Raw genomic sequence first — 18,397 nt, 5'->3', positions numbered from 1 at the left:
CGATCATGCCCGGCGCCAAGGCGCCGAGCACGAAAAAGCCCGCCTTCGAGGCGGGCTTTCTTTGTCCGGGCTGTTTCAATTTGTGGAGTTGATATCCACTTCTTTGCCGGGCGGGCTTATATGATCCGCCGATGCATCACACCCCGACCATGCTGTAGGTGATGCGCGCCAGCATCATCAACAGGACCTGCGCGATGACCAGCAGCACCAGCGGCGAGAAGTCTATGCCGGTGCGCGGCAGGATCTGCCGGATGGGGTCGAGCAGCGGCGCGGTCAGCGTCTGCAGCAGCGGCATCAGCGGCGCCATGGGATTGACCCACGACAGCACGGCCTGGATCAGCGTCATCCACACGATGAGGTTCAGCGCCCATTTGCACGCCATCAGCAGCGCCGCGCCCGCGGTGGCGGGCAACAACGCCAGCGGCACCAGCGAGCCCACCGTGACCAGCCACATCAGCAGCATGTAGACCAGGGCGGTAAGCCATGCCGCGAGCAGGCTGGCCCAATCGATCTTGCCGGTGGAAGGCAGGATTTTGCGCAGCGGCACCACCAGCCAGTTGGTGCCTTGGTATACGGCCCGGGCAAGCGGGTTGAACGGATGCAGGCGGACCGCATGGATCCAGGCGCGCAGGATCAGCGCCGCACCGAACAGCGTGAAGATGATTTCTAGCAGAAAGCGGAGGATGTCGCCGAGCATGGACGGTTTGCCAAGGTGGTCAGGAATTGGCCGGCGCACAGGCCGGCCGGACGATAAGGCGGTTTATTGTCTCACGCCGGAATATAAAGGAATCGTCTTGCGGTGGGCGCGGCGTGCACGCGCTTGCCTGAAATGAAAAGCCGCCTGGCGATGCCAGGCGGCTTGGTACGGCTGACGCGGTGACGCGTTCCGATTAGGACGGACGGCCGCCGGTCGGGAAGGGCCAAGCGGCCGCGGGGTTCAGCGCGGGCTTCGCAGCGGGAGCAGCAGCGGTCGAGGGGGGCGTAGCGGGCTTCTTCGGGGCAGCCTTCTTGGCCGGAGCCTTTTTGGCAGCGGCAGCCTTCTTGGCCGGAGCCTTCTTGGCGGCAGCGGCCTTCTTCGCCGGAGCCTTCTTGGCGACTGCCTTCTTGGCAACGGCCTTCTTGGCGGCTACTTTCTTGGCCGGAGCCTTCTTGGCAGCGGCTTTCTTGGCCGGGGCCTTCTTGGCGACGGCCTTCTTGGCGGCTACCTTCTTGACCGCGGTCTTCTTGGCAGCGGCTTTCTTGGCCGGGGCCTTCTTGGCGACGGTCTTCTTGGCTGCTACCTTCTTGACTGCGGTCTTCTTGGCTGCAGTCTTCTTCACCGCGGTCTTCTTCGCGGCGACCTTCTTGACGGCTACTTTCTTGGCCGCAACCTTCTTGGCCGGCGTAGCCTTCTTTGCAGTCGCCTTCTTGACTGCGGTCTTCTTCGCCGCCTTCTTGGCGGCCTTCTTGGCGGTTGCCATGGTCATGCTCCTTAGGTTCAGGGGTCCCAGAACATAAACCCGCGCCGCAATCCGCCGGATGGCGTATTGCACGTCGGGCTATTCATCGGCGCATGCCGCTGTCCGGTACGGGCGACAGCTACTACGGCTTGCGCTAATGAATTCAGCACGGCCATTTGATATGGCCCCCGCTCATAGGCGCGAGCCATTTCAAATGGCGCCGGTAGGCGGCCTTCCGGCCGCCTACCGCTTGGTCTTGCGTATCTCCAACCTTACCGGAACAGCCATGGCGCGAAGCCCGATGCTGCCGGGCTTCGAACGCCGTCGGGCCGAGGGAAGGCTATTCCCAGTTCAGCGTGCCGCCGGTTTGGTATTCGATCACGCGCGTTTCAAAGAAATTGCGTTCCTTCTTGAGGTCGATCATTTCCGCCATCCACGGGAAGGGATTCTCTTCCTGGGGATACAGCGGTTCGATACCGATCTGCTGGCAGCGCCGATTGGCGATGAAGCGCAGATAAGACTTGAACATGGGAGCATTGAGGCCCAGCACGCCGCGCGGCATGGTGTCCTCGGCGTAGGCGTACTCGAGTTCGACGGCCTGGCGGAACAGGTCGCGGATCTCTTCGCGGAATTCCGGCGTCCAGAGATGCGGGTTCTCGAGCTTGATGGTGTTGATGAGGTCGATGCCGAAATTGCAGTGCATGGATTCATCGCGCAGGATGTACATGTACTGTTCGGCGGCGCCCGTCATCTTGTTCTGCCGGCCCAGCGCCAGGATCTGGGTGAAGCCGACGTAGAAGAACAGGCCTTCCATCAGGCATGCGAAAACGATCAGCGACTTCAGCAGCGTGCGATCGGCTTCGGGCGTGCCCGTCTTGAAGTCGGGATCCGCGATGGCTTCGATGAACGGGATCAGAAACTCGTCCTTGGCCCGGATGGACGGCACTTCATTGTAGGCATTGAAGATCTCGCCTTCATCGAGGTCGAGGCTTTCGACGATGTACTGGTACGCGTGGGTGTGGATGGCTTCTTCGAATGCCTGACGCAGCAGGAACTGGCGGCATTCGGGGGCCGTGATGTGGCGGTAGGTGCCCAGCACGATGTTGTTAGCGGCCAGCGAGTCGGCCGTGACGAAGAAGCCCAGATTGCGCTTGACGATGCGGCGCTCGTCCTCGGTGAGCCCGTTCGGGTTCTTCCAGAGGGCGATGTCGCGCGACATGTTGATTTCTTGCGGCATCCAGTGGTTCGCGCAAGTGGCCAGGTATTTTTCCCAGGCCCACTTGTACTTGAACGGCACCAGCTGGTTGACGTCGGTCTGGCCGTTGATGATGCGTTTGTCGGCCACGCGAACGCGGCGCTCGGCGCCTTCGCCGGTCGGCTCGGCCCCGGCCTGGGCCGCCGTGGGGGCGGGCAGGGCCGAGTCGCCGAACACGCCGGTGGCGGCGCGCACCGGCTCGCTTGCCGGCGCGCCCGCCGGCGTGGCCGGCGATTGCGTCGGTTGCAGCGCGGTGTTGTCGTCTTCCCAATTCAGCATGATTGAATTCTCCGGTAGCGGCTTATTGGCAGGCTTCGCACTCTTCGAAGCCAGGGTCGCCCGGCTTCATGGTGCAAACCGCTCCGACGATTTCGGGTTCAGGCAGGTTGGGGGCCTGAGTGCTGCTGGCGGCAACGGCGGCAGCCGGTGCTGCGCCGGCGCTGACGGCGTTGAGTTCGCCGCCGCGGCCGGTGGATTTCTCGGCGCTGGTGGCGCCCAGCGTGCGCAGGTAGTAGGTGGTCTTCAGGCCACGCAGCCACGCAAGCTTGTAGGTCTCGTCGAGTTTCTTGCCCGAGGCGCCGGCCATGTAGATGTTCAGCGATTGGGCCTGGTCGATCCACTTCTGGCGACGCGCCGCGCACTCGACCAGCCATGCCGGTTCGACTTCGAACGCGGTGGCATACAGTTGGCGGAGTTCAGCAGGCACGCGATCGATACGGGACAGGCTGCCGTCGAAGTACTTGAGGTCGGCGACCATGACTTCGTCCCAGAGACCGAGTTTCTTCAGGTCACGCACGAGGTAATCGTTGACGACCGTGAACTCGCCGGAGAGATTCGATTTGACGTACAAGTTCTGATAAGTAGGTTCGATGCACGCAGATACGCCAATGATATTGGAAATCGTCGCCGTTGGGGCGATTGCGATGCAGTTCGAGTTGCGCATGCCATGTTCTTTGATGCGCGCGCGCAACGAGGACCAATCGAGTTTGCTCGACTCATCGACATCGACGTTGCCGCCACGAGCATCGCGCAGCATCGCGATGGAGTCTTGCGGCAGGATGCCGCGCGACCACAGCGAGCCTTCATACGAAGGATAGCGGCCGCGTTCCTGCGCGAGTTCGCTCGATGCCCAATACGCTTGATAGCACACGGCTTCCATCGATTCGTCGGCGAACTGGATCGCGGTCTGCGAAGCGTACGGCACGCGCATCATGTGCAGGCAGTCCTGGAAGCCCATGATGCCCATGCCCACCGGACGATGGCGTTCGTTCGACCGCTTCGCCTTCTCGACGGCGTAGTAGTTGATGTCGATCACGTTGTCGAGCATGCGCATGGCGATGCCGATGGTGCGCTTGAGCTTGTCGTGGTCGAGCTCGTAGCCGCCGTTGGCCGAAGGCTTCATGTGCGCGGGCAGGTTCACCGAACCCAGGTTGCACACGGCGATCTCGGATTCGTTGGTGTTCAGCGTGATCTCGGTGCACAGGTTCGAGCTGTGCACCACGCCGACGTGTTGCTGCGGCGAGCGGATGTTGCACGGATCCTTGAACGTGATCCACGGATGGCCGGTTTCGAACAGCATCGACAGCATCTTGCGCCACAGCGAGATGGCCGGCATTTTCTTGAACAGCTTCAGTTCGCCGCTGGCGACCTTGGCTTCATAGCCCAGGTAGGCCGTTTCGAATTCCTTGCCGTACTTGTCGTGCAGGTCGGGGCAGTCGGAGGGCGAGAACAGCGTCCACTCGGCGTTGTCCATGACGCGCTTCATGAACAGGTCGGGAATCCAGTTCGCCGTGTTCATGTCGTGCGTGCGGCGGCGCTCGTCGCCGGTGTTCTTGCGCAGTTCCAGGAACTCTTCGATGTCCAGGTGCCACGTCTCCAGGTACGTGCACACCGCGCCCTTGCGCTTGCCGCCCTGGTTGACCGCCACGGCGGTGTCGTTGACGACCTTCAGGAACGGCACGACGCCCTGGCTTTCGCCGTTGGTGCCCTTGATGTGGCTGCGCAGCGCGCGCACAGGGGTCCAGTCGTTGCCCAGGCCGCCGGCGTACTTGGCCAGCAGCGCGTTTTCCTTGATGGCTTCGTAGATGCCTTCCAGGTCGTCGGAGACCGTGGTCAGGTAGCACGACGACAGCTGCGAGTGCAGGGTGCCCGAATTGAACAGCGTGGGCGTGGAGCTCATGAAGTCGAACGAGGAGAGGATCTCGTAGAACTCGATGGCGCGCGCTTCGCGATCGGTCTCGCGCAGCGCCAGGCCCATGGCCACGCGCATGAAGAACACCTGCGGCAGTTCGATGCGGGTGCCGCGGATGTGCAGGAAGTAGCGGTCGTACAGCGTTTGCAGGCCGAGGTAGCCGAACTGCAGGTCGCGGCGCGCGTCCAGCGCGGCGCCGATGCGGGCCAGGTCGTACTCGGCCAGCTTGGCATCCAGCAGGCCGCCTTCGATGCCGCGCTGGATGAAGGTGGGGAAGTACTCGGCGTAGCGGGTCAGCATGCCGGCCTGCGAGACTTCCTCGCCCAGCACTTCCTTGCGGATCGTGTGCAGCAGCAGTCGCGCGGTGACCTGGCTGTAGGCCGGGTCTTTTTCCACCAGGGCACGGGCAGACAGAATGGCGGACTTGTAGACCTCGTCGACGGGCACGCCGTCGTACAGGTTCTTCACCGTTTCCTTCAGGATCGCTTCGGTGTCGATGTACTGCGTCAGGCCTTCGCCGGCGGCTTCGATGGTGGCGCGCAGCGCGGCCATGTCCAGCGGACGGCGCACGCCGTTGTCGTTGACGTGCAGCGCCGGTTCCTGCGGGGCGGCCGGGGCGGCCTTTTCATGTTCGTGCGCGGCGGCGCGCTCTTGCGAACGCTTTTCGCGGTACAGCACGTAGGAGCGCGCCACGTCGTGCTGGCCCGAGCGCATCAGCGCCAGTTCGACCTGGTCCTGCACGTCCTCGATGTGGACGGTGCCGCCGTTGGGGCGGTTGCGCACCACGGCGTTGACCACCTGGGCGGTCAGTTGCTCGACCAGCTCGCGCACGCGCGCCGAAGCCGCGCCTTGCCCGCCATTGACGGCCAGGAAGGCCTTGGTCATGGCGATGGCGATCTTGCTGGGCTCGAAGCCCACCACCGATCCGTTGCGGCGGATCAGGTGGTAGCTGGACCACTGGCCGGCCGAGGCGGCGTCGGCGGGCGCGTCGTTGGAGGAGGGCGGCACGGCCGAGGGCCGAGTCACAGAGGCGATCGTAGTCTGCATGGAAGCTCCTGTGCGAAAGCGGATGGGGACATGGCTTTCCGCCAGGTCCGGGAAAAATGGGTACGTATGAGGAGAGGTCGCTGGGCCAGGACTGCCGGCCTGATGCGCGGCCGGTGGATGCAGCGGGTAATGCGACCACTATATGTAGTGTACCACCCCCCAAAGTGCCACTAATTCTAGTGGCGCGACTTAGGTGGAACAAGCAGGGAATACGGTAAGGGCCGGACTTAGTTGTTACCAATGGAAACGGCGCCCGCAGGCGCCGTCGAAGCTGCGTGACGAGATGCTTTTCTCGTGATCACGCCATTTTACGCTGCTCCGGTGCGGACATCCGGTCCGGTGCCGCATGGTAGGCAAGCATGCGTTGTTGCATTTCGTCGCGGTACTTGGCGACATTAGCCAGCTTGACGTGGCCATACCCGCGGACGGTCTCCGCCAGGGCGGCGATGCGGGCGGCCTCGGGCAGCTTGGCGGGGGTCAGGCCGTCCAGCAGCGCCTGCACCGTCGCGCGGTATTCCGCGATCAGGGCGCGTTCGGTACGGCGTTCGGCGGTGTGGCCGAACGGATCGAACCAGGTGCCGCGCAGGCCCTTCAGCCGGCGCAGCAGGCGCATGGCGCGCTCGGTGCCCGGACCCAGCGCGATCTTGCGCGGCACGCCCGTGCGCGGATCCTTGCGCGCGAACAGCGGCGGGGCCATGTGGAATTGCAGCGTGTAGTCGCCTTCGAACTGGGCTTCGAGCTGCGCGCGGAACGCGCCGTCGGTATACAGCCGCGCGACCTCGTACTCATCCTTGTAGGCCATCAGATTGAACAGGCTGCGGGCCACCGCCATTGCCAGGCGCGGGGTGCGGGCCGAGGGATCCAGCTCTCGCTCGCGCGCGGCCACGCGGTCCACCAGTTCGCGATAGCTGCGCGCGTAGCCCGCATTCTGATAGGCGGCCAGGTCGCGTTCGCGCCGTTCCACGGCCTTGTCGAAGGATTCGGGCACGTGCAGCTGCACCACCTGCGCGCGCGGACGCAGCACGCTTTCCAGCGCCTGCGGCTCGTGCGCGGCCAGCCGGCCGGCATCGAAAGCGGCGCGGTTGGATTCGACCGCCACGCCGTTCAGCTCGATGGCGCGGGCCAGGGCGGCCAGGCCGATGGGCACGTCGCCGCGCTGCCACGCGTAGCCCAGCATGAACATGTTCGAGAGAATGCTGTCGCCGAACAGGGCCAGCGCCGCTTCATGGGCGTTGATCGCCGCGGTGCGCGCTTCGCCTGCGGCGTGGCGGATCTTGGCCAGCAGCGCCTCCTGGTTCAGCGGCGCATCGGGGTTGCGGGTGAAGTCAGAGACCGGCGCCACATACGAGTTCACGGTGACGCGCGTGTGGTCGCGGCGCAGCGCGCCCAGCGAATCGGGCGCCACCGAGGCCACTGGGTCGCACAGGATGGCGGCATCGGCCTGCTGCCAGTCCAGCCGCACCGGGCCGGCCGGCGCGCCGGCCCGCGCCAGACGGATGTGGCTGACCACCGTGCCGCCCTTCTGCGCCAGGCCGGTCAGGTCGAGCACGGCGGCCGACAGGCCCTGCAGATGCGCGGCCATGGACACGATGGCCCCGATGGTGATGACACCGGTGCCGCCCATGCCGGCCACCAGCAGGCGATAGGGTCGATCCAGCGCGGCCAGTTGCGGTTCGGGCAGCGCGGCGATGCGGCCGCGCAGCTGGTCGCGGTCGGCCTTCGGCGCGCTGCTCTTGCGCGGCTTGCCGCCCAGCACCGAGACGAAACTGGGGCAGAATCCTTCGGCGCACGAATAGTCCTTGTTGCAGCTGGACTGGTCGATGGCGCGCTTGCGGCCGTACGGGGTTTCGAGCGGCACGACGGACAGACAGTTCGATTGCACGCCGCAGTCGCCGCAACCCTCGCAGACCGCGCTGTTGATCAGCATGCGGCGCGGCGGATCGGGGAACTGGTTCTTCTTGCGGCGCCGGCGCTTCTCGGCGGCGCAGGTCTGGTCATGGATCAGCACGGTCACGCCCGGAATCTCGCGCAGCTCGCGCTGCAGGGCGTCGAGCTCGCGGCGATGATGCACGCGGATGCCCGCGCCCAGGTCGACGCCGCGGTACTTCTCGGGTTCGTCGGTGGTGACGACGATGCGCGCCACGTTCTCGCCGCGCAGCTGCTGGCAGATCTGCGGCACCGAGATCGGACCGTCCACCGGTTGCCCGCCGGTCATGGCTACCGCGTCGTTGAACAGTATCTTGTAGGTGATGTTGGCGCGGGCCGCCACGGCCTGGCGGATCGCCAGGTAGCCCGAGTGGTAGTACGTGCCTTCGCCCATGTTCTGGAACACGTGCGGCATGTCGATATAGGGCGCCAGGCCGATCCAGTCGGCGCCTTCGCCGCCCATCTGCGTCAGGCCGCCGGTGTTGCGGTCCATCCACGCGGCCATGTAGTGGCAGCCCACGCCGGACAGCGCCTGGCTGCCTTCGGGCACCTTGGTGGACGTGCTGTGCGGACAGCCCGAACAGAAGTAGGGCCGGCGCCGCATGCCGTCGGCCTCGTTGGACAGCGCTTGCTGGCAATCGAAGGCGGCGGGGTCGCCGCCCACGCGCAGGCCGGTCGTGCGCAGCAGCCATCCGGCCAGCGGCGCGGCCAGCAGCGAGGGCCGCAGCTGGCCGGCGGAAGTGACCAGGGTTTCGCCATCGAGCCCCGCCTTGCCGGCCACGGAGGGGCGGTCCGGCTCGTTGTACAGCAGGTCTTTGATCTGGCTTTCGACCACGGCGCCTTTCTCCTCGACCACGAGGATGTGGCCCAGGCCGCGCGCGAACTCGCGCAGCCGGCCGGCGTCCAGCGGCCAGGTCAGGCCCGGCTTGTAGATGCGCACCGGGGCCTGCGGCGTGACGGTGTCCACGCCCAGGCGAGCCAACGCTTCCATGGTGTCCAGGTGCGCCTTGCCGACGGTGACGATGCCCACGGTGGCCGAGGGCGCCGGGCAGACGAGCCGGTCGATGCTGTGGCGTTGCGCGAAGGCGCGCACCGCGCGCATGCGCAGGTTCATGCGGGTTTCGACGGCCAGCGACAGGAAGTCGCGGGCCGAGTACTCGAGCGCCTCGCGAGGCAGTTCGGGGTCTTCGGGCATGTCGTAGACACGCGGCGGCTGCAGTTCGAACGACTCGCCGCATTCGACCGTCTCGGACACGGCCTTGAAGGCGACCCATGTGCCGGCATGGCGCGACAGGGCCCAGCCCCACAGCGCGAACGTTTCGTATTCCTCGATGGACGCCGGATGCACCACCGGAATCTGCCAGCCGATCAGCGATGCCTCGCTGGCGTGCGGTATCGACGAGGACACCGCGGTGTGATCGTCGCCGACAACCAGCAGCACGCCGCCGTGGCGCGAGGCGCCGGCCGCGTTGCCGTGATGCAGGGCGTCGCCCGCGCGATCCAGGCCGGGACCTTTGCCGTACCACATGGCGACCACGCCATCGACCTTGCGGTCGGCGCGCACGCCGGCCTGCTGCGTGCCCATGACCGTGGTGGCCGCCATGTCCTCGTTGATGCCGGGCAGGAAACGGACCTGGTGCTCATCGAGAACCTTCTTGGCCTTCCACATGGCCATGTCCACGCCGCCCAGCGGCGAGCCGCGATAGCCGGACACGAAGCCCGCTGTATTCAGGCCGCGTTCGCGGTCCAGACGACGCTGGGTCAGCACCATGCGCACCAGCGCCTGCGTGCCGGTGAGGAATACGCGACCTTCGGTGCGGGTCAGGTTGTCGGACAGCTGGTAGTCCAGGTCGACGGGGGGTGGAAGCTGGGGCGTGCCGTCCATGATGGGAGCTCCGGTAACTTCCCGTCATGATAGGTTCGCCCGCCTTGCGTTTTATTGCGTTCTGCCATCGTGCTATCCCTATAATTCGAAATAAACGTTTCGTTTGGACGAGAGGTGGCGATGGACAAGACCGACATGGGCATTCTGCGCGCCCTGCAGGAGGACGGCCGGGCGTCCGCACAGCAGCTGTCCGACAAGGTGGGGCTGTCCGCCGCGCCCGTGTGGCGGCGGGTGAAGGCGCTGGAGGCAGGGGGCGTGATACGCGGCTACAGCGCGCAGATCGACCGCCACAAGGTAGGCCTGTCGGGCTGTATGTTCGTGCAGATCAGCCTCGAGCGGCATTCGGCCAGCACGGTCGAGAATTTCGAACGTTCGGTTCGCGACGCGCCCGAGATCCTGGAATGCTATGCCGTTACCGGCGACTCCGATTTCCTGCTGAAGATATTGGTGGAAAGCCCCGAGGCCTACGACCAGTTCCTGCATCGCTTCCTGTTCAATCTTCCCGGCATCCGGCAGACCCGCACCATCGTGGCGCTGCGCGAGATCAAGCACGAAGTGCGGCTGCCGCTTTCCCCCTGACTGCTACATAGATAAGAGGGCGCCTGCATCGCGCTGGCCCGGCTGCCGCAGCGCTTGTATACTTGTATTGTTATCAATACAACATACAGGAGACTGCGGTGGCAACATCCTTCCTACGCCTGGCCGGCGGCGTTCTGCTGACGGCGCTGTTCACTTCTTCCGCCCCCGTCCTGGCGCAGTCCAGTCCGCCGCTGCGCCTGGTGGTCGGCGCGCCTCCCGGCGGCACCACCGACACCGTGGCGCGGGCCATCGCGCAGCACATGGGCATCGATCTGAAGCGCACCGTTCTGGTCGAGAACCGCCCCGGCGCGGGCGGCAACATCGCGGCCGACTACGTGGCCAAGAGCAAGGCCGATGGCAACACGCTGCTGGTCACCTTCACCAGTTTCTCGATCAACGCCAGCCTGTACAAGAACCTGCCGTTCGATCCCAAGAAGGACTTCACGCCGATCAGCATGCTGGCCTCGGTGCCCAGCCTGCTGGTGGTGCGCAAAGACTTTCCGGTCAGCTCGATGCCGGAATTCGTGAAAGAGGTGAAGGCGAATCCCGGCAAGTACACCGCCGGCATCGGTGCGCTGGGCTCGTCGCTGCACATGGCGGGCGAGCGGCTGAAGATGATGGCCGGCCTGGAGATCCTGAACGTGCCGTACAAGGGCACCAGCCCCGCGCTGAACGATCTGCTGGGCGGCCAGGTGGACATGATGTTCGCCAGTTCGCTGAACGTGAAGTCGCCCATCAAGTCGGGCATGGTGAAGGCGCTGGGCGTCACCAGCCCGAAGCCGCTGGCCGAGTTTCCGGGCGTGCCGCCGATCGGCGATACCATCAAGGGTTTCGAATCCAATGCCTGGTTCGCCATGCTGGGTCCGGCCGGCCTGCCCGAACAGACCGTGGCGCAACTGAACGCGGCGGCGCGCAAGGCTGTCGATACGCCGGCGTTCCGCAGCATGCTCGAGGCGGAGTCGGCGTCGGCCGTCAGCAGCACGCCGCAGGAACTTGGCGACTTCATCGCCAAGGACATCGCCCGCTACGCCGAACTGGTCGAATTCACCGGCGCCAAGCCCGAATAAGCGGGGCGCGCCAGGAGTCCATCCCTTGTCCTCAGAAGTGTCCGCGGGCGTTTCGCCAGACCTGCCCAAGCCAGACCTGCCCAGCAATCCGCTGCCCCTTTATCACAAGGTGTACCTGCTGCTGAAGCAGCGGCTGGCGGCGGGCGGGTTTCCGCAAGACGCGCCCATGCCCGGCGAGAACGCGCTGGCGGCCGAGTACGGTGTGTCGCGCCTGACCATCCGCCGTTCGCTGGAGGCCCTCGAAAGCGAGGGCCTGGTGCGGCGTCGGCAGGGCCGCGGCACTTTCGCCGCGCCCGCGCCGCCATCGGCCGGGCACGAGTCGGACATCGATGCGCTCATGGCCCACCTGGCCGACATGGGCATGCAGACGCAGGTGCGCCTGGTCGAGCTGCAGACCGAGCCCGCGCCGCCCGCGGTGGCGCAGCGGCTCGAGCTCGAGCCCGGCTCGCCGGTGCACCGTTCGGTGCGGGTGCGCAGCCACGACGGCCTGCCGTTCTCGTATCTGACCACTTACGTGCCCGACGACATCGGCTGCCGCATCGGCCGCCAGGACCTGGCCTCGCGTCCGCTGCTGGCCATCTTCCGCGACCTCGGCGTGCAGGTGGCGCGTGCCGAGCAGGCCATCTCGGCCGTGCTGGCCGAGCCGCATCCCGCGGGCTTGCTGGGCGTGCCGGTGGGATCGGCGCTGCTCAGCCTGCGCCGCCTGGTGCGCGACGAGTCGGGACGGCCGGTGGAGTGGCTGCATGCGCTGTACCGGCCCGACCGCTATGAATACCGGATGGACATGCGCGCCCATGAGACCCCGGGCGAGCCCAACTGGCTGCCCGCCGGGGCGGACATGTCCGCCACCACTTGAGCCCGCCATTGACGCATGCCGGCCGCACGGAGATACACCAATGACCGCCCAGACCCTGGCCCAGAAACTGCTTGCCGCCGCCTGCGGCCGCGATGCCGTGCAGGTCGGAGAGATTCTGAACTGCCGCGTCGACCTTGCGATGTTCCATGATTCCAGCGGTCCGCGACGCCTGAAGCCCATGCTCGAAGAGTTGGGCACGGGCCTGTGGGACCGTTCGAAGGTCGTGCTGGTGATGGACCACTACGTGCCCGAATCCGACGACGAGTCGCGCCGCATCGTGCGCATCGCGCGCGACTGGGCGCGCGACCAGGCGCTGCCGCACGTGTACGACTCGGTGGGCATCTGCCACGTGGTGGTGCCCGAGCACGGCCACATCCGGCCCGGCATGTTCTGCGTGGGCGGCGATTCGCACTCGCCCACAGGCGGCGCCTTCGGCGCCTACATGTTCGGCGTGGGCAGCACCGAGATGCTGGGGGTGGTCACCACCGGCGAGATCTGGATCAAGGTGCCGCAAACCCTGATGATGCGCTGGAACGGCCGGCTGCCGGCCGGCGTCACCGCCAAGGACATGGCGCTGCGCATGATCGGCCGCTTCGGCATGAGCGGCGGCCGCTACCAGGCCGTCGAGTTCTGCGGCGAAGCTGTGCGGGCCCTTTCCATGCAAGAGCGCATGACCCTGTCCAACATGTCCGCCGAGCTGGGCTCGCAGGTGGGACTGGTGGCGCCCGACGAGGTCACCGTGCGCTATCTGCGCGAAGCCGGCGTGCCCGGATCGCAGATTCCCGACGTCTCGGCATGGCGTTCCGACGCCGATGCGCCGGCCGAATGGCACGACTTCGACGCGGCCGCGCTGGCGCCGCAGGTGGCCGCGCCGCACAGCCCCGCCAACGCGGCCGATGTCGACGACTATCCCGGCACCGCGGTCCAGGCCGCCTACATCGGCGCCTGCACCGGCGCCAAGCTGGAAGACTTGCGCGCGGCCGCCGCCGTGCTGCAGGGCCGCCGCGTCGCGGCGGGCGTCGCCCTGATGGTGGCCCCCGCCAGCGCGCGCGACCAGCAGCAAGCCGAACGCGAGGGCGTCATGGCGCAGCTGGTGCAGTCCGGCGCCACCGTGCTGCCCACCTCGTGCGGCGCCTGTTCGGGCTACGGCGGCTCGATTCCCGAGGGCGCCAACGTCATCTCCACCACGGCGCGCAACTTCAAGGGCCGCATGGGCGCCGACACCGCGCGCGTGTACCTGGCGTCCCCGTATACCGTGGCGGCCTCGGCGCTGGCCGGCCGCATCGCCGATCCCCGCGAGGTCATGGCATGAATTCCACCGCAGCAACCGGTCATCGCGCCTGGAAACTGGGCAGCGACGTCGACACCGACCAGCTCGCCCCGGGCGCCTACATGAAGTTCGGCATCGACGAGATCGCGCGGCATTGCCTGCAGGGCGTGCGCCCCGAGTTCGCCGGCAGCGTGCAGCCTGGCGACGTGCTGGTGGCCGGCGAGAACTTCGGCATCGGCTCGTCGCGCGAGCAGGCGGCATCGGCGCTGGTGGCGCTGGGCCTGCGCGCCGTGATCGCGCCCACCTACAGCGGGCTGTACTTCCGCAACGCGTTCAACGTGGGCCTGCTGTTGCTGACCTGCGCGCGCGCCGGCGAAATCGACGAAGGCGAACGCATCCGCGTGGATCTCGAGGGTCCGTCCGTGGTGCGCGCCGACGGCACGGTGCTGCCGTGCGAACCGATTCCCGGCTTCCTGCTGGACATGGTGCAGGCGGGCGGCCTGCTCAACCAGCTCAAGCGCCGCCTCGCCTCCGGCGAACTGGCGCGTCATCCCTTGAAGGCGATATGACTACTTCGACACTGAAGACCAGGCTGGACGCCGGCCAGGCCATCCTGGCTCCCGGCATCTACGATGCATTTTCCGCGCTGGTGGCCGAGCAGGCCGGTTTCGAGGCGCTGTACCTGTCGGGGGCGTCCATCGCCTACACCGCGCTGGGGCGCTCCGACGTGGGCCTGACCACCTATACCGAGGTATCCGAGACCCTGGCGCGCATCACCGAGCGTGTGCGCACGCCGGTCATCGTTGATGGCGACACGGGCTTCGGCAACGCGCTGAACGTGCAGCGCACCGTGCGCGGCTTCGAGCGCGCCGGCGCCGCCATGATCCAGCTGGAAGACCAGGGCTTTCCCAAGCGCTGCGGCCACCTGTCGGGCAAGACCGTGGTGCCGGTGCAGGAGATGTGCGGCAAGCTCAAGGCCGCGCTGGACGCCCGCACCGATGCCCGCACGCTGATCCTGGCGCGCACCGACGCGGTCGCTGTGGAAGGGCTGGATGCCGCGCTGGACCGCGCCGAGCGCTATGTCGAATGCGGCGTGGACGCCCTGTTCGTCGAGGCGCTGCGCACCGGCGAGCAGATGGATGCGGCATGCGGGCGCTTCGCCTCTCGCATCCCGTTGCTGGCCAATATGGTCGAGGGCGGACAGACCCCCGTGGAAAGCGCAAAGGCGCTGGCGCAGCGGGGCTTTCGCCTGGTGATCTTCCCCGGCGGCACCATGCGCGCCGTGGCGCATACGCTGCAGGGCTATTACGCAAGCCTGCGCGAGCACGGCACCACCGCGCCGTGGCGCGAGCGCATGCTCGATTTCGACGGCCTGAACGAGGTGATCGGCACGCCCGAACTGCTGGCCAGCGGCAAGCGCTACGAATAGGCGCCGGCCGAGCGCGCTGGACTGTTGCGCAATTGCAAATCCGGCGTGGCGCGCGCACCGTATCCGTTGCGTTGCGCGGCCTCGCTATTTAGAGTGCTTCCTGTCGGTCCGCGGCGCATCGCGCGTTGCGGCAAGTCACCGGGCATGGTCCCGAGGAAGTCATGATTCGTCCGTTTTTGCCCCTGGCCGGCGCGATGTGCGTCGGGCTGGTGTTGGCCGGTTGCGCGGCCAAGAAATCGCCTGCTCCCAAACAGGCGGAGGCCCCTGCCGCGGTAGCCGCGGCGCCCGAGCCGGTACGCTGCGTGCCGGCGCGTGGCGATGATCCCATGGTCGGAACCTGGTTCTCGGTGTCGCGTCCGCGCGGTTTCGCCGGCGACTTCCAGGCGCTGACGGTCCTGTCGGCAGACGGCACCATGAGATACGAGACGCAGATGAAGGTGGGTCGCAAGACCCGTCCCGCCCTGCGCGAAACGGGATGCTGGACGGTGGCGGACGGCGTCTACACCATGCAGACCACGCAATCGAACGGCGAGGCCGTGGATCCGGGCGACCCCATCTACGTCAATCGCTATCGCGTCGAGAAGGTCGACCGCGGCCAGCTGAAGCTGCGCGAGCTGCGCAACAACGGCCAGGTGCTGACGGCCAAGCGCATGCAGCCGGGTTATCGCCTGCCCAACTGACGCCGCGCGCGCCGGGCCATCCGGCGCAGGGACGGATAGGGTAAGGTAGCGGACTTCGCAACCCGCCCGCCGCGACCGTCCATGTCCACGCCGTCCTCGGAAAACCGCGCCATCATGCTGCTGGCCCTGGCGGCCTTCGTCAGCGCCAGCGCGTTCCGCATCTGCGATCCCATGCTGCCTCAGCTGGCATCCGAGTTCGGCGTCACCACGGGGCAGGCCGCGCATGCGGTCACCGCCTTCGCGGTGGCGTATGGCGTGCTGCAGCTGTTCTTCGGCCCGGTGGGCGACCGCTACGGCAAGTACCGCGTTGTGTGCGTGGCCACGTTCCTGTGCGCGCTGGGCAGCGCCGGGGCGGTGCTGGCAGGCTCGCTCGAGATGCTGGTGGCGTGCCGCGCGCTGTCCGGCGCGGCAGGCGCCGGCATCGTGCCGCTGTCCATGGCGTGGATCGGCGACACGGTGCCGTACGAGCGCCGCCAGGCCACGCTGGCGCGCTTTCTCACGGGCACTATCCTGGGCATGGCCTTCGGGCAGGTCGCGGGCGGCCTGTTCGCCGACTCGCTGGGCTGGCGCTGGGCGTTTGCCGCGCTGGTGGTGGGCTATGTGGCGGTGGGCGCGCTGCTGCTGCAAGAGGTGCGGCGCCAGCGCCGGCACGGCACGGCGGCGGTCGCCGGCGCGGGCGGCAGTTTCGTCGTGCAGGCGCGCCGGGTGCTGGGCGTGCCCTGGGCGCGCGTGGTGCTGGCCGTCGTTTTCTTCGAGGGGCTGTTGGTGTTCGGCACCCTGGCGTTCGCGCCTTCCTACCTGCATGACCGCTTCGACATCTCGCTGACCGCCGCCGGGGCGCTGGTGGCTGTGTACGCGGTGGGCGGGCTGATCTACACGCTGGTGGCCAACGCCGTGTTGAAACGGCTGGGCGAGCACGGCCTGTCGATGGCCGGCGGCATCCTGCTGGGCGTGGCTTTTCTTTGCTATGTGGCGGGACCCACCTGGTACTGGGGCATCGTGGCCAGCATGCTGGCGGGCTTCGGCTACTACCTGCTGCACGCCACCCTGCAGACGCATGCGACGCAGATGGTGCCCGAAGTGCGCGGCACGGCCGTGGCATGGTTCGCATCGTGCCTGTTCATGGGCCAGGCCGTAGGGGTGGCCCTGTCGGGCCTGGTGGTCGATGCGGGCGGACCGTCGATATTGTTCGCGATCGCGGCCGTGCTGTTGCCCGTGCTGGGGTGTTTCTTCGCGGGGTTGCTGAAGCGGCGGGCGGCGGCGCGGCGGCGCGCCGCTTGAGTTCGCAGCCGTTAAAGCGCAGCCAGCCGCTGCAGCACCGCTTCCTTGCCCAGCAACACCAGCACCGCGTCCACCGCGGGAGTTTGCGGGCGACCCGTTACAGCCACGCGCAGCGGGATGGCAAGCTGCGGCATCTTCAGGCCGCGGTCGGCCAGCACCGACTTGATCAGCGCGGAGACGGCTTCGCGGGTCCATTCGGTGTCGCGCGCGCGGGCGGCGAAGTCGGCCAGCGCTTCGCGCGCCGCCGGCGTGAAGTGCTGCTCGGCCAGCTCGGCGGACGGGGCGGCGTACGGGGCGCAGAACAGCATGGCGCCTTCGGCCAGTTGTTCCAGCGTTTCGGCGCGGTCTTTCAGCAGGGCGATGGCGCCGGCCAGGTCGACGGCTTGCGGATTGCCGCCGCGCTTGGCGATGCGCGGCGCCACGCGTTCGGCCAGTTCGGCGTCGGCCATCTGCTTGATGTAGTGCGCATTGACCCAGTTCAGCTTCTTGGGATCCCACTGCGAGGCCGACTTCGACAGGTGTTCGGTGTCGAACCACTGCACCAGCTGCTCGCGCGAGAAGATCTCGTCGTCGCCGTGGCTCCAGCCCAGCCGCGCCAGGTAGTTCACCATGGCTTCGGGCAGGTAGCCCTCGTTGTCGTATTCCATCACGTTGACCGCGCCGTGCCGCTTGGACAGCTTCTGGCCGTCGGGGCCCAGGATCATGGGCACGTGGCCGTACTGCGGCAGCGTGGCGCCCAGGGCCAGCAGGATGTTGATCTGGCGGGGCGTGTTGTTGACGTGGTCGTCGCCGCGCAGCACGTGCGTGATGCCCATGTCCCAGTCGTCGACAACCACGCAGAAGTTGTAGGTGGGGGTGCCGTCGGGGCGCGCGATGATCAGGTCGTCCAGCTCGCTGTTGTCGAAGCTGATGGGGCCCTTGACCAGGTCGTTCCAGCCGGTGGCGCCTTCCTGCGGGTTGCGAAAGCGCACCACGGGTTTGCGGCCTTCGGGAATGGGCGGCAGGGTCTTGCCGGGCTCGGGGCGCCACGTGCCGTCGTAGCGCGGCTTCAGACCCTGGGCGCGAGCGGCCTCTCGCATTGCCTCGACTTCCTCGGGCGTGCTGTAGCAGTGATAGGCCGTGCCCTGCTGCAGCATGCCGGCGATGACTTCGCGGTAGCGGTCCATGCGCTGCATCTGATAGAACGGGCCTTCGTCGGGCTGCATGCCCAGCCAGTCCATGCTGTCCAGGATGGCCTGGGTGGCCTCTTCGCTGGAGCGCTCGACGTCGGTGTCTTCCACGCGCAGGATGAACACGCCCTGGTGGCGGCGGGCATAGGCCCACGAGAACAGGGCGGTGCGCGCGCCGCCCAGATGCAGGAAGCCGGTGGGAGAGGGCGCGAAGCGGGTGCGGACAGTGGGAGCTTGGGAAGTCATGTAGAGGAAGCCTGCGGCCGGGCCGTGGATGCGCCGCGGCCGTTCTTGTTACGATGACCGGTATTTTAGAGTAGCAA

At 67.0% G+C, this 18,397-nt stretch carries 14 protein-coding genes; 8 read left to right on the top strand and 6 right to left on the bottom strand.

Annotation, left to right across the window (positions count from 1 at the left end; translation table 11 throughout):
• Positions 1-136: 136 nt before the first annotated feature.
• The 5 genes from CAL15_RS20970 to CAL15_RS20950 all read right to left on the bottom strand — a co-directional run bounded on the left by CAL15_RS20970 (position 137) and on the right by CAL15_RS20950 (position 9,743).
• Positions 137-697, bottom strand: coding sequence for a YggT family protein (locus tag CAL15_RS20970; protein ID WP_086080258.1), 561 nt, complete (start codon positions 695-697; stop codon positions 137-139).
• A gap of 193 nt (positions 698-890) precedes the next feature.
• A complete protein-coding gene (locus tag CAL15_RS20965; protein ID WP_086080257.1) occupies positions 891-1,460 on the bottom strand; it encodes a histone H1-like DNA-binding protein in 570 nt (189 codons plus the stop codon).
• A 319-nt stretch (positions 1,461-1,779) separates the two neighbouring features.
• Positions 1,780-2,973, bottom strand: a complete 1,194-nt coding sequence (locus CAL15_RS20960; RefSeq protein ID WP_086080256.1) for a ribonucleotide-diphosphate reductase subunit beta — start codon at positions 2,971-2,973, stop codon at positions 1,780-1,782.
• A gap of 22 nt (positions 2,974-2,995) precedes the next feature.
• Complete coding sequence (locus tag CAL15_RS20955; protein ID WP_086080255.1) at positions 2,996-5,932, bottom strand: ribonucleoside-diphosphate reductase subunit alpha; 2,937 nt, start codon at positions 5,930-5,932, stop codon at positions 2,996-2,998.
• A gap of 298 nt (positions 5,933-6,230) precedes the next feature.
• Entirely contained in the window at positions 6,231-9,743 is a 3,513-nt protein-coding gene (locus CAL15_RS20950; protein WP_086080254.1) for an indolepyruvate ferredoxin oxidoreductase family protein, read from the bottom strand.
• Positions 9,744-9,863: 120 nt separating this feature from the next.
• On the opposite strand from CAL15_RS20950, the gene CAL15_RS20945 reads away from it, so the two are divergent.
• From CAL15_RS20945 to CAL15_RS20910, 8 genes are all read left to right on the top strand, one after another.
• Positions 9,864-10,322, top strand: a complete 459-nt coding sequence (locus CAL15_RS20945; RefSeq protein WP_086080253.1) for an Lrp/AsnC family transcriptional regulator — start codon at positions 9,864-9,866, stop codon at positions 10,320-10,322.
• A 98-nt stretch (positions 10,323-10,420) separates the two neighbouring features.
• Positions 10,421-11,389, top strand: coding sequence for a Bug family tripartite tricarboxylate transporter substrate binding protein (locus CAL15_RS20940; RefSeq protein ID WP_086080252.1), 969 nt, complete (start codon positions 10,421-10,423; stop codon positions 11,387-11,389).
• 76 nt (positions 11,390-11,465) lie between these two features.
• Positions 11,466-12,245 (top strand): GntR family transcriptional regulator, encoded by a 780-nt coding sequence (locus CAL15_RS20935; RefSeq protein WP_086081224.1) that lies wholly within the window; start codon positions 11,466-11,468, stop codon positions 12,243-12,245.
• 40 nt (positions 12,246-12,285) lie between these two features.
• Complete coding sequence (locus tag CAL15_RS20930) at positions 12,286-13,557, top strand: 3-isopropylmalate dehydratase large subunit (protein ID WP_086080251.1); 1,272 nt, start codon at positions 12,286-12,288, stop codon at positions 13,555-13,557.
• On the top strand, positions 13,554-14,084 hold the full coding sequence (locus tag CAL15_RS20925; RefSeq protein ID WP_086080250.1) for a LeuD/DmdB family oxidoreductase small subunit: 531 nt from the start codon (positions 13,554-13,556) through the stop codon (positions 14,082-14,084). Before CAL15_RS20930 ends, CAL15_RS20925 begins: the two co-directional genes overlap by 4 nt.
• Complete coding sequence (locus CAL15_RS20920) at positions 14,081-14,944, top strand: isocitrate lyase/PEP mutase family protein (RefSeq protein WP_086080249.1); 864 nt, start codon at positions 14,081-14,083, stop codon at positions 14,942-14,944. Before CAL15_RS20925 ends, CAL15_RS20920 begins: the two co-directional genes overlap by 4 nt.
• A gap of 161 nt (positions 14,945-15,105) precedes the next feature.
• Complete coding sequence (locus tag CAL15_RS20915; protein WP_086080248.1) at positions 15,106-15,624, top strand: hypothetical protein; 519 nt, start codon at positions 15,106-15,108, stop codon at positions 15,622-15,624.
• An 81-nt stretch (positions 15,625-15,705) separates the two neighbouring features.
• On the top strand, positions 15,706-16,905 hold the full coding sequence (locus CAL15_RS20910; protein WP_086080247.1) for an MFS transporter: 1,200 nt from the start codon (positions 15,706-15,708) through the stop codon (positions 16,903-16,905).
• Between the two features lie 11 nt (positions 16,906-16,916).
• On the opposite strand, the gene gltX is transcribed toward CAL15_RS20910, so the two are convergent.
• The gene (gene gltX, locus CAL15_RS20905; RefSeq protein ID WP_086080246.1) at positions 16,917-18,320 is read right to left on the bottom strand and encodes a glutamate--tRNA ligase; all 1,404 of its coding nucleotides are present in this window, start codon (positions 18,318-18,320) and stop codon (positions 16,917-16,919) included.
• Positions 18,321-18,397: the final 77 nt, after the last annotated feature.

Source organism: Bordetella genomosp. 13, from assembly GCF_002119665.1.
Classification (GTDB): domain Bacteria; phylum Pseudomonadota; class Gammaproteobacteria; order Burkholderiales; family Burkholderiaceae_B; genus Bordetella.
Note: the sequence above shows the minus strand (reverse complement) of the source record. Positions and strands in the feature narration are given on the sequence as shown.

Excerpts from the sequence above, each read along its gene's own strand:
- CAL15_RS20910 (WP_086080247.1), top strand. The coding sequence starts at position 15,706 with ATGTCCACGCCGTCCTCGGAAAACCGCGCCATCATGCTGCTGGCCCTG.
- CAL15_RS20965 (WP_086080257.1), bottom strand. The coding sequence starts at position 1,460 with ATGGCAACCGCCAAGAAGGCCGCCAAGAAGGCGGCGAAGAAGACCGCA.
- CAL15_RS20950 (WP_086080254.1), bottom strand. The coding sequence starts at position 9,743 with ATGGACGGCACGCCCCAGCTTCCACCCCCCGTCGACCTGGACTACCAG.
- CAL15_RS20945 (WP_086080253.1), top strand. The coding sequence starts at position 9,864 with ATGGACAAGACCGACATGGGCATTCTGCGCGCCCTGCAGGAGGACGGC.
- CAL15_RS20960 (WP_086080256.1), bottom strand. The coding sequence starts at position 2,973 with ATGCTGAATTGGGAAGACGACAACACCGCGCTGCAACCGACGCAATCG.
- CAL15_RS20930 (WP_086080251.1), top strand. The coding sequence starts at position 12,286 with ATGACCGCCCAGACCCTGGCCCAGAAACTGCTTGCCGCCGCCTGCGGC.
- CAL15_RS20970 (WP_086080258.1), bottom strand. The coding sequence starts at position 697 with ATGCTCGGCGACATCCTCCGCTTTCTGCTAGAAATCATCTTCACGCTG.
- CAL15_RS20955 (WP_086080255.1), bottom strand. The coding sequence starts at position 5,932 with ATGCAGACTACGATCGCCTCTGTGACTCGGCCCTCGGCCGTGCCGCCC.
- gltX (WP_086080246.1), bottom strand. The coding sequence starts at position 18,320 with ATGACTTCCCAAGCTCCCACTGTCCGCACCCGCTTCGCGCCCTCTCCC.
- CAL15_RS20920 (WP_086080249.1), top strand. The coding sequence starts at position 14,081 with ATGACTACTTCGACACTGAAGACCAGGCTGGACGCCGGCCAGGCCATC.
- CAL15_RS20915 (WP_086080248.1), top strand. The coding sequence starts at position 15,106 with ATGATTCGTCCGTTTTTGCCCCTGGCCGGCGCGATGTGCGTCGGGCTG.
- CAL15_RS20925 (WP_086080250.1), top strand. The coding sequence starts at position 13,554 with ATGAATTCCACCGCAGCAACCGGTCATCGCGCCTGGAAACTGGGCAGC.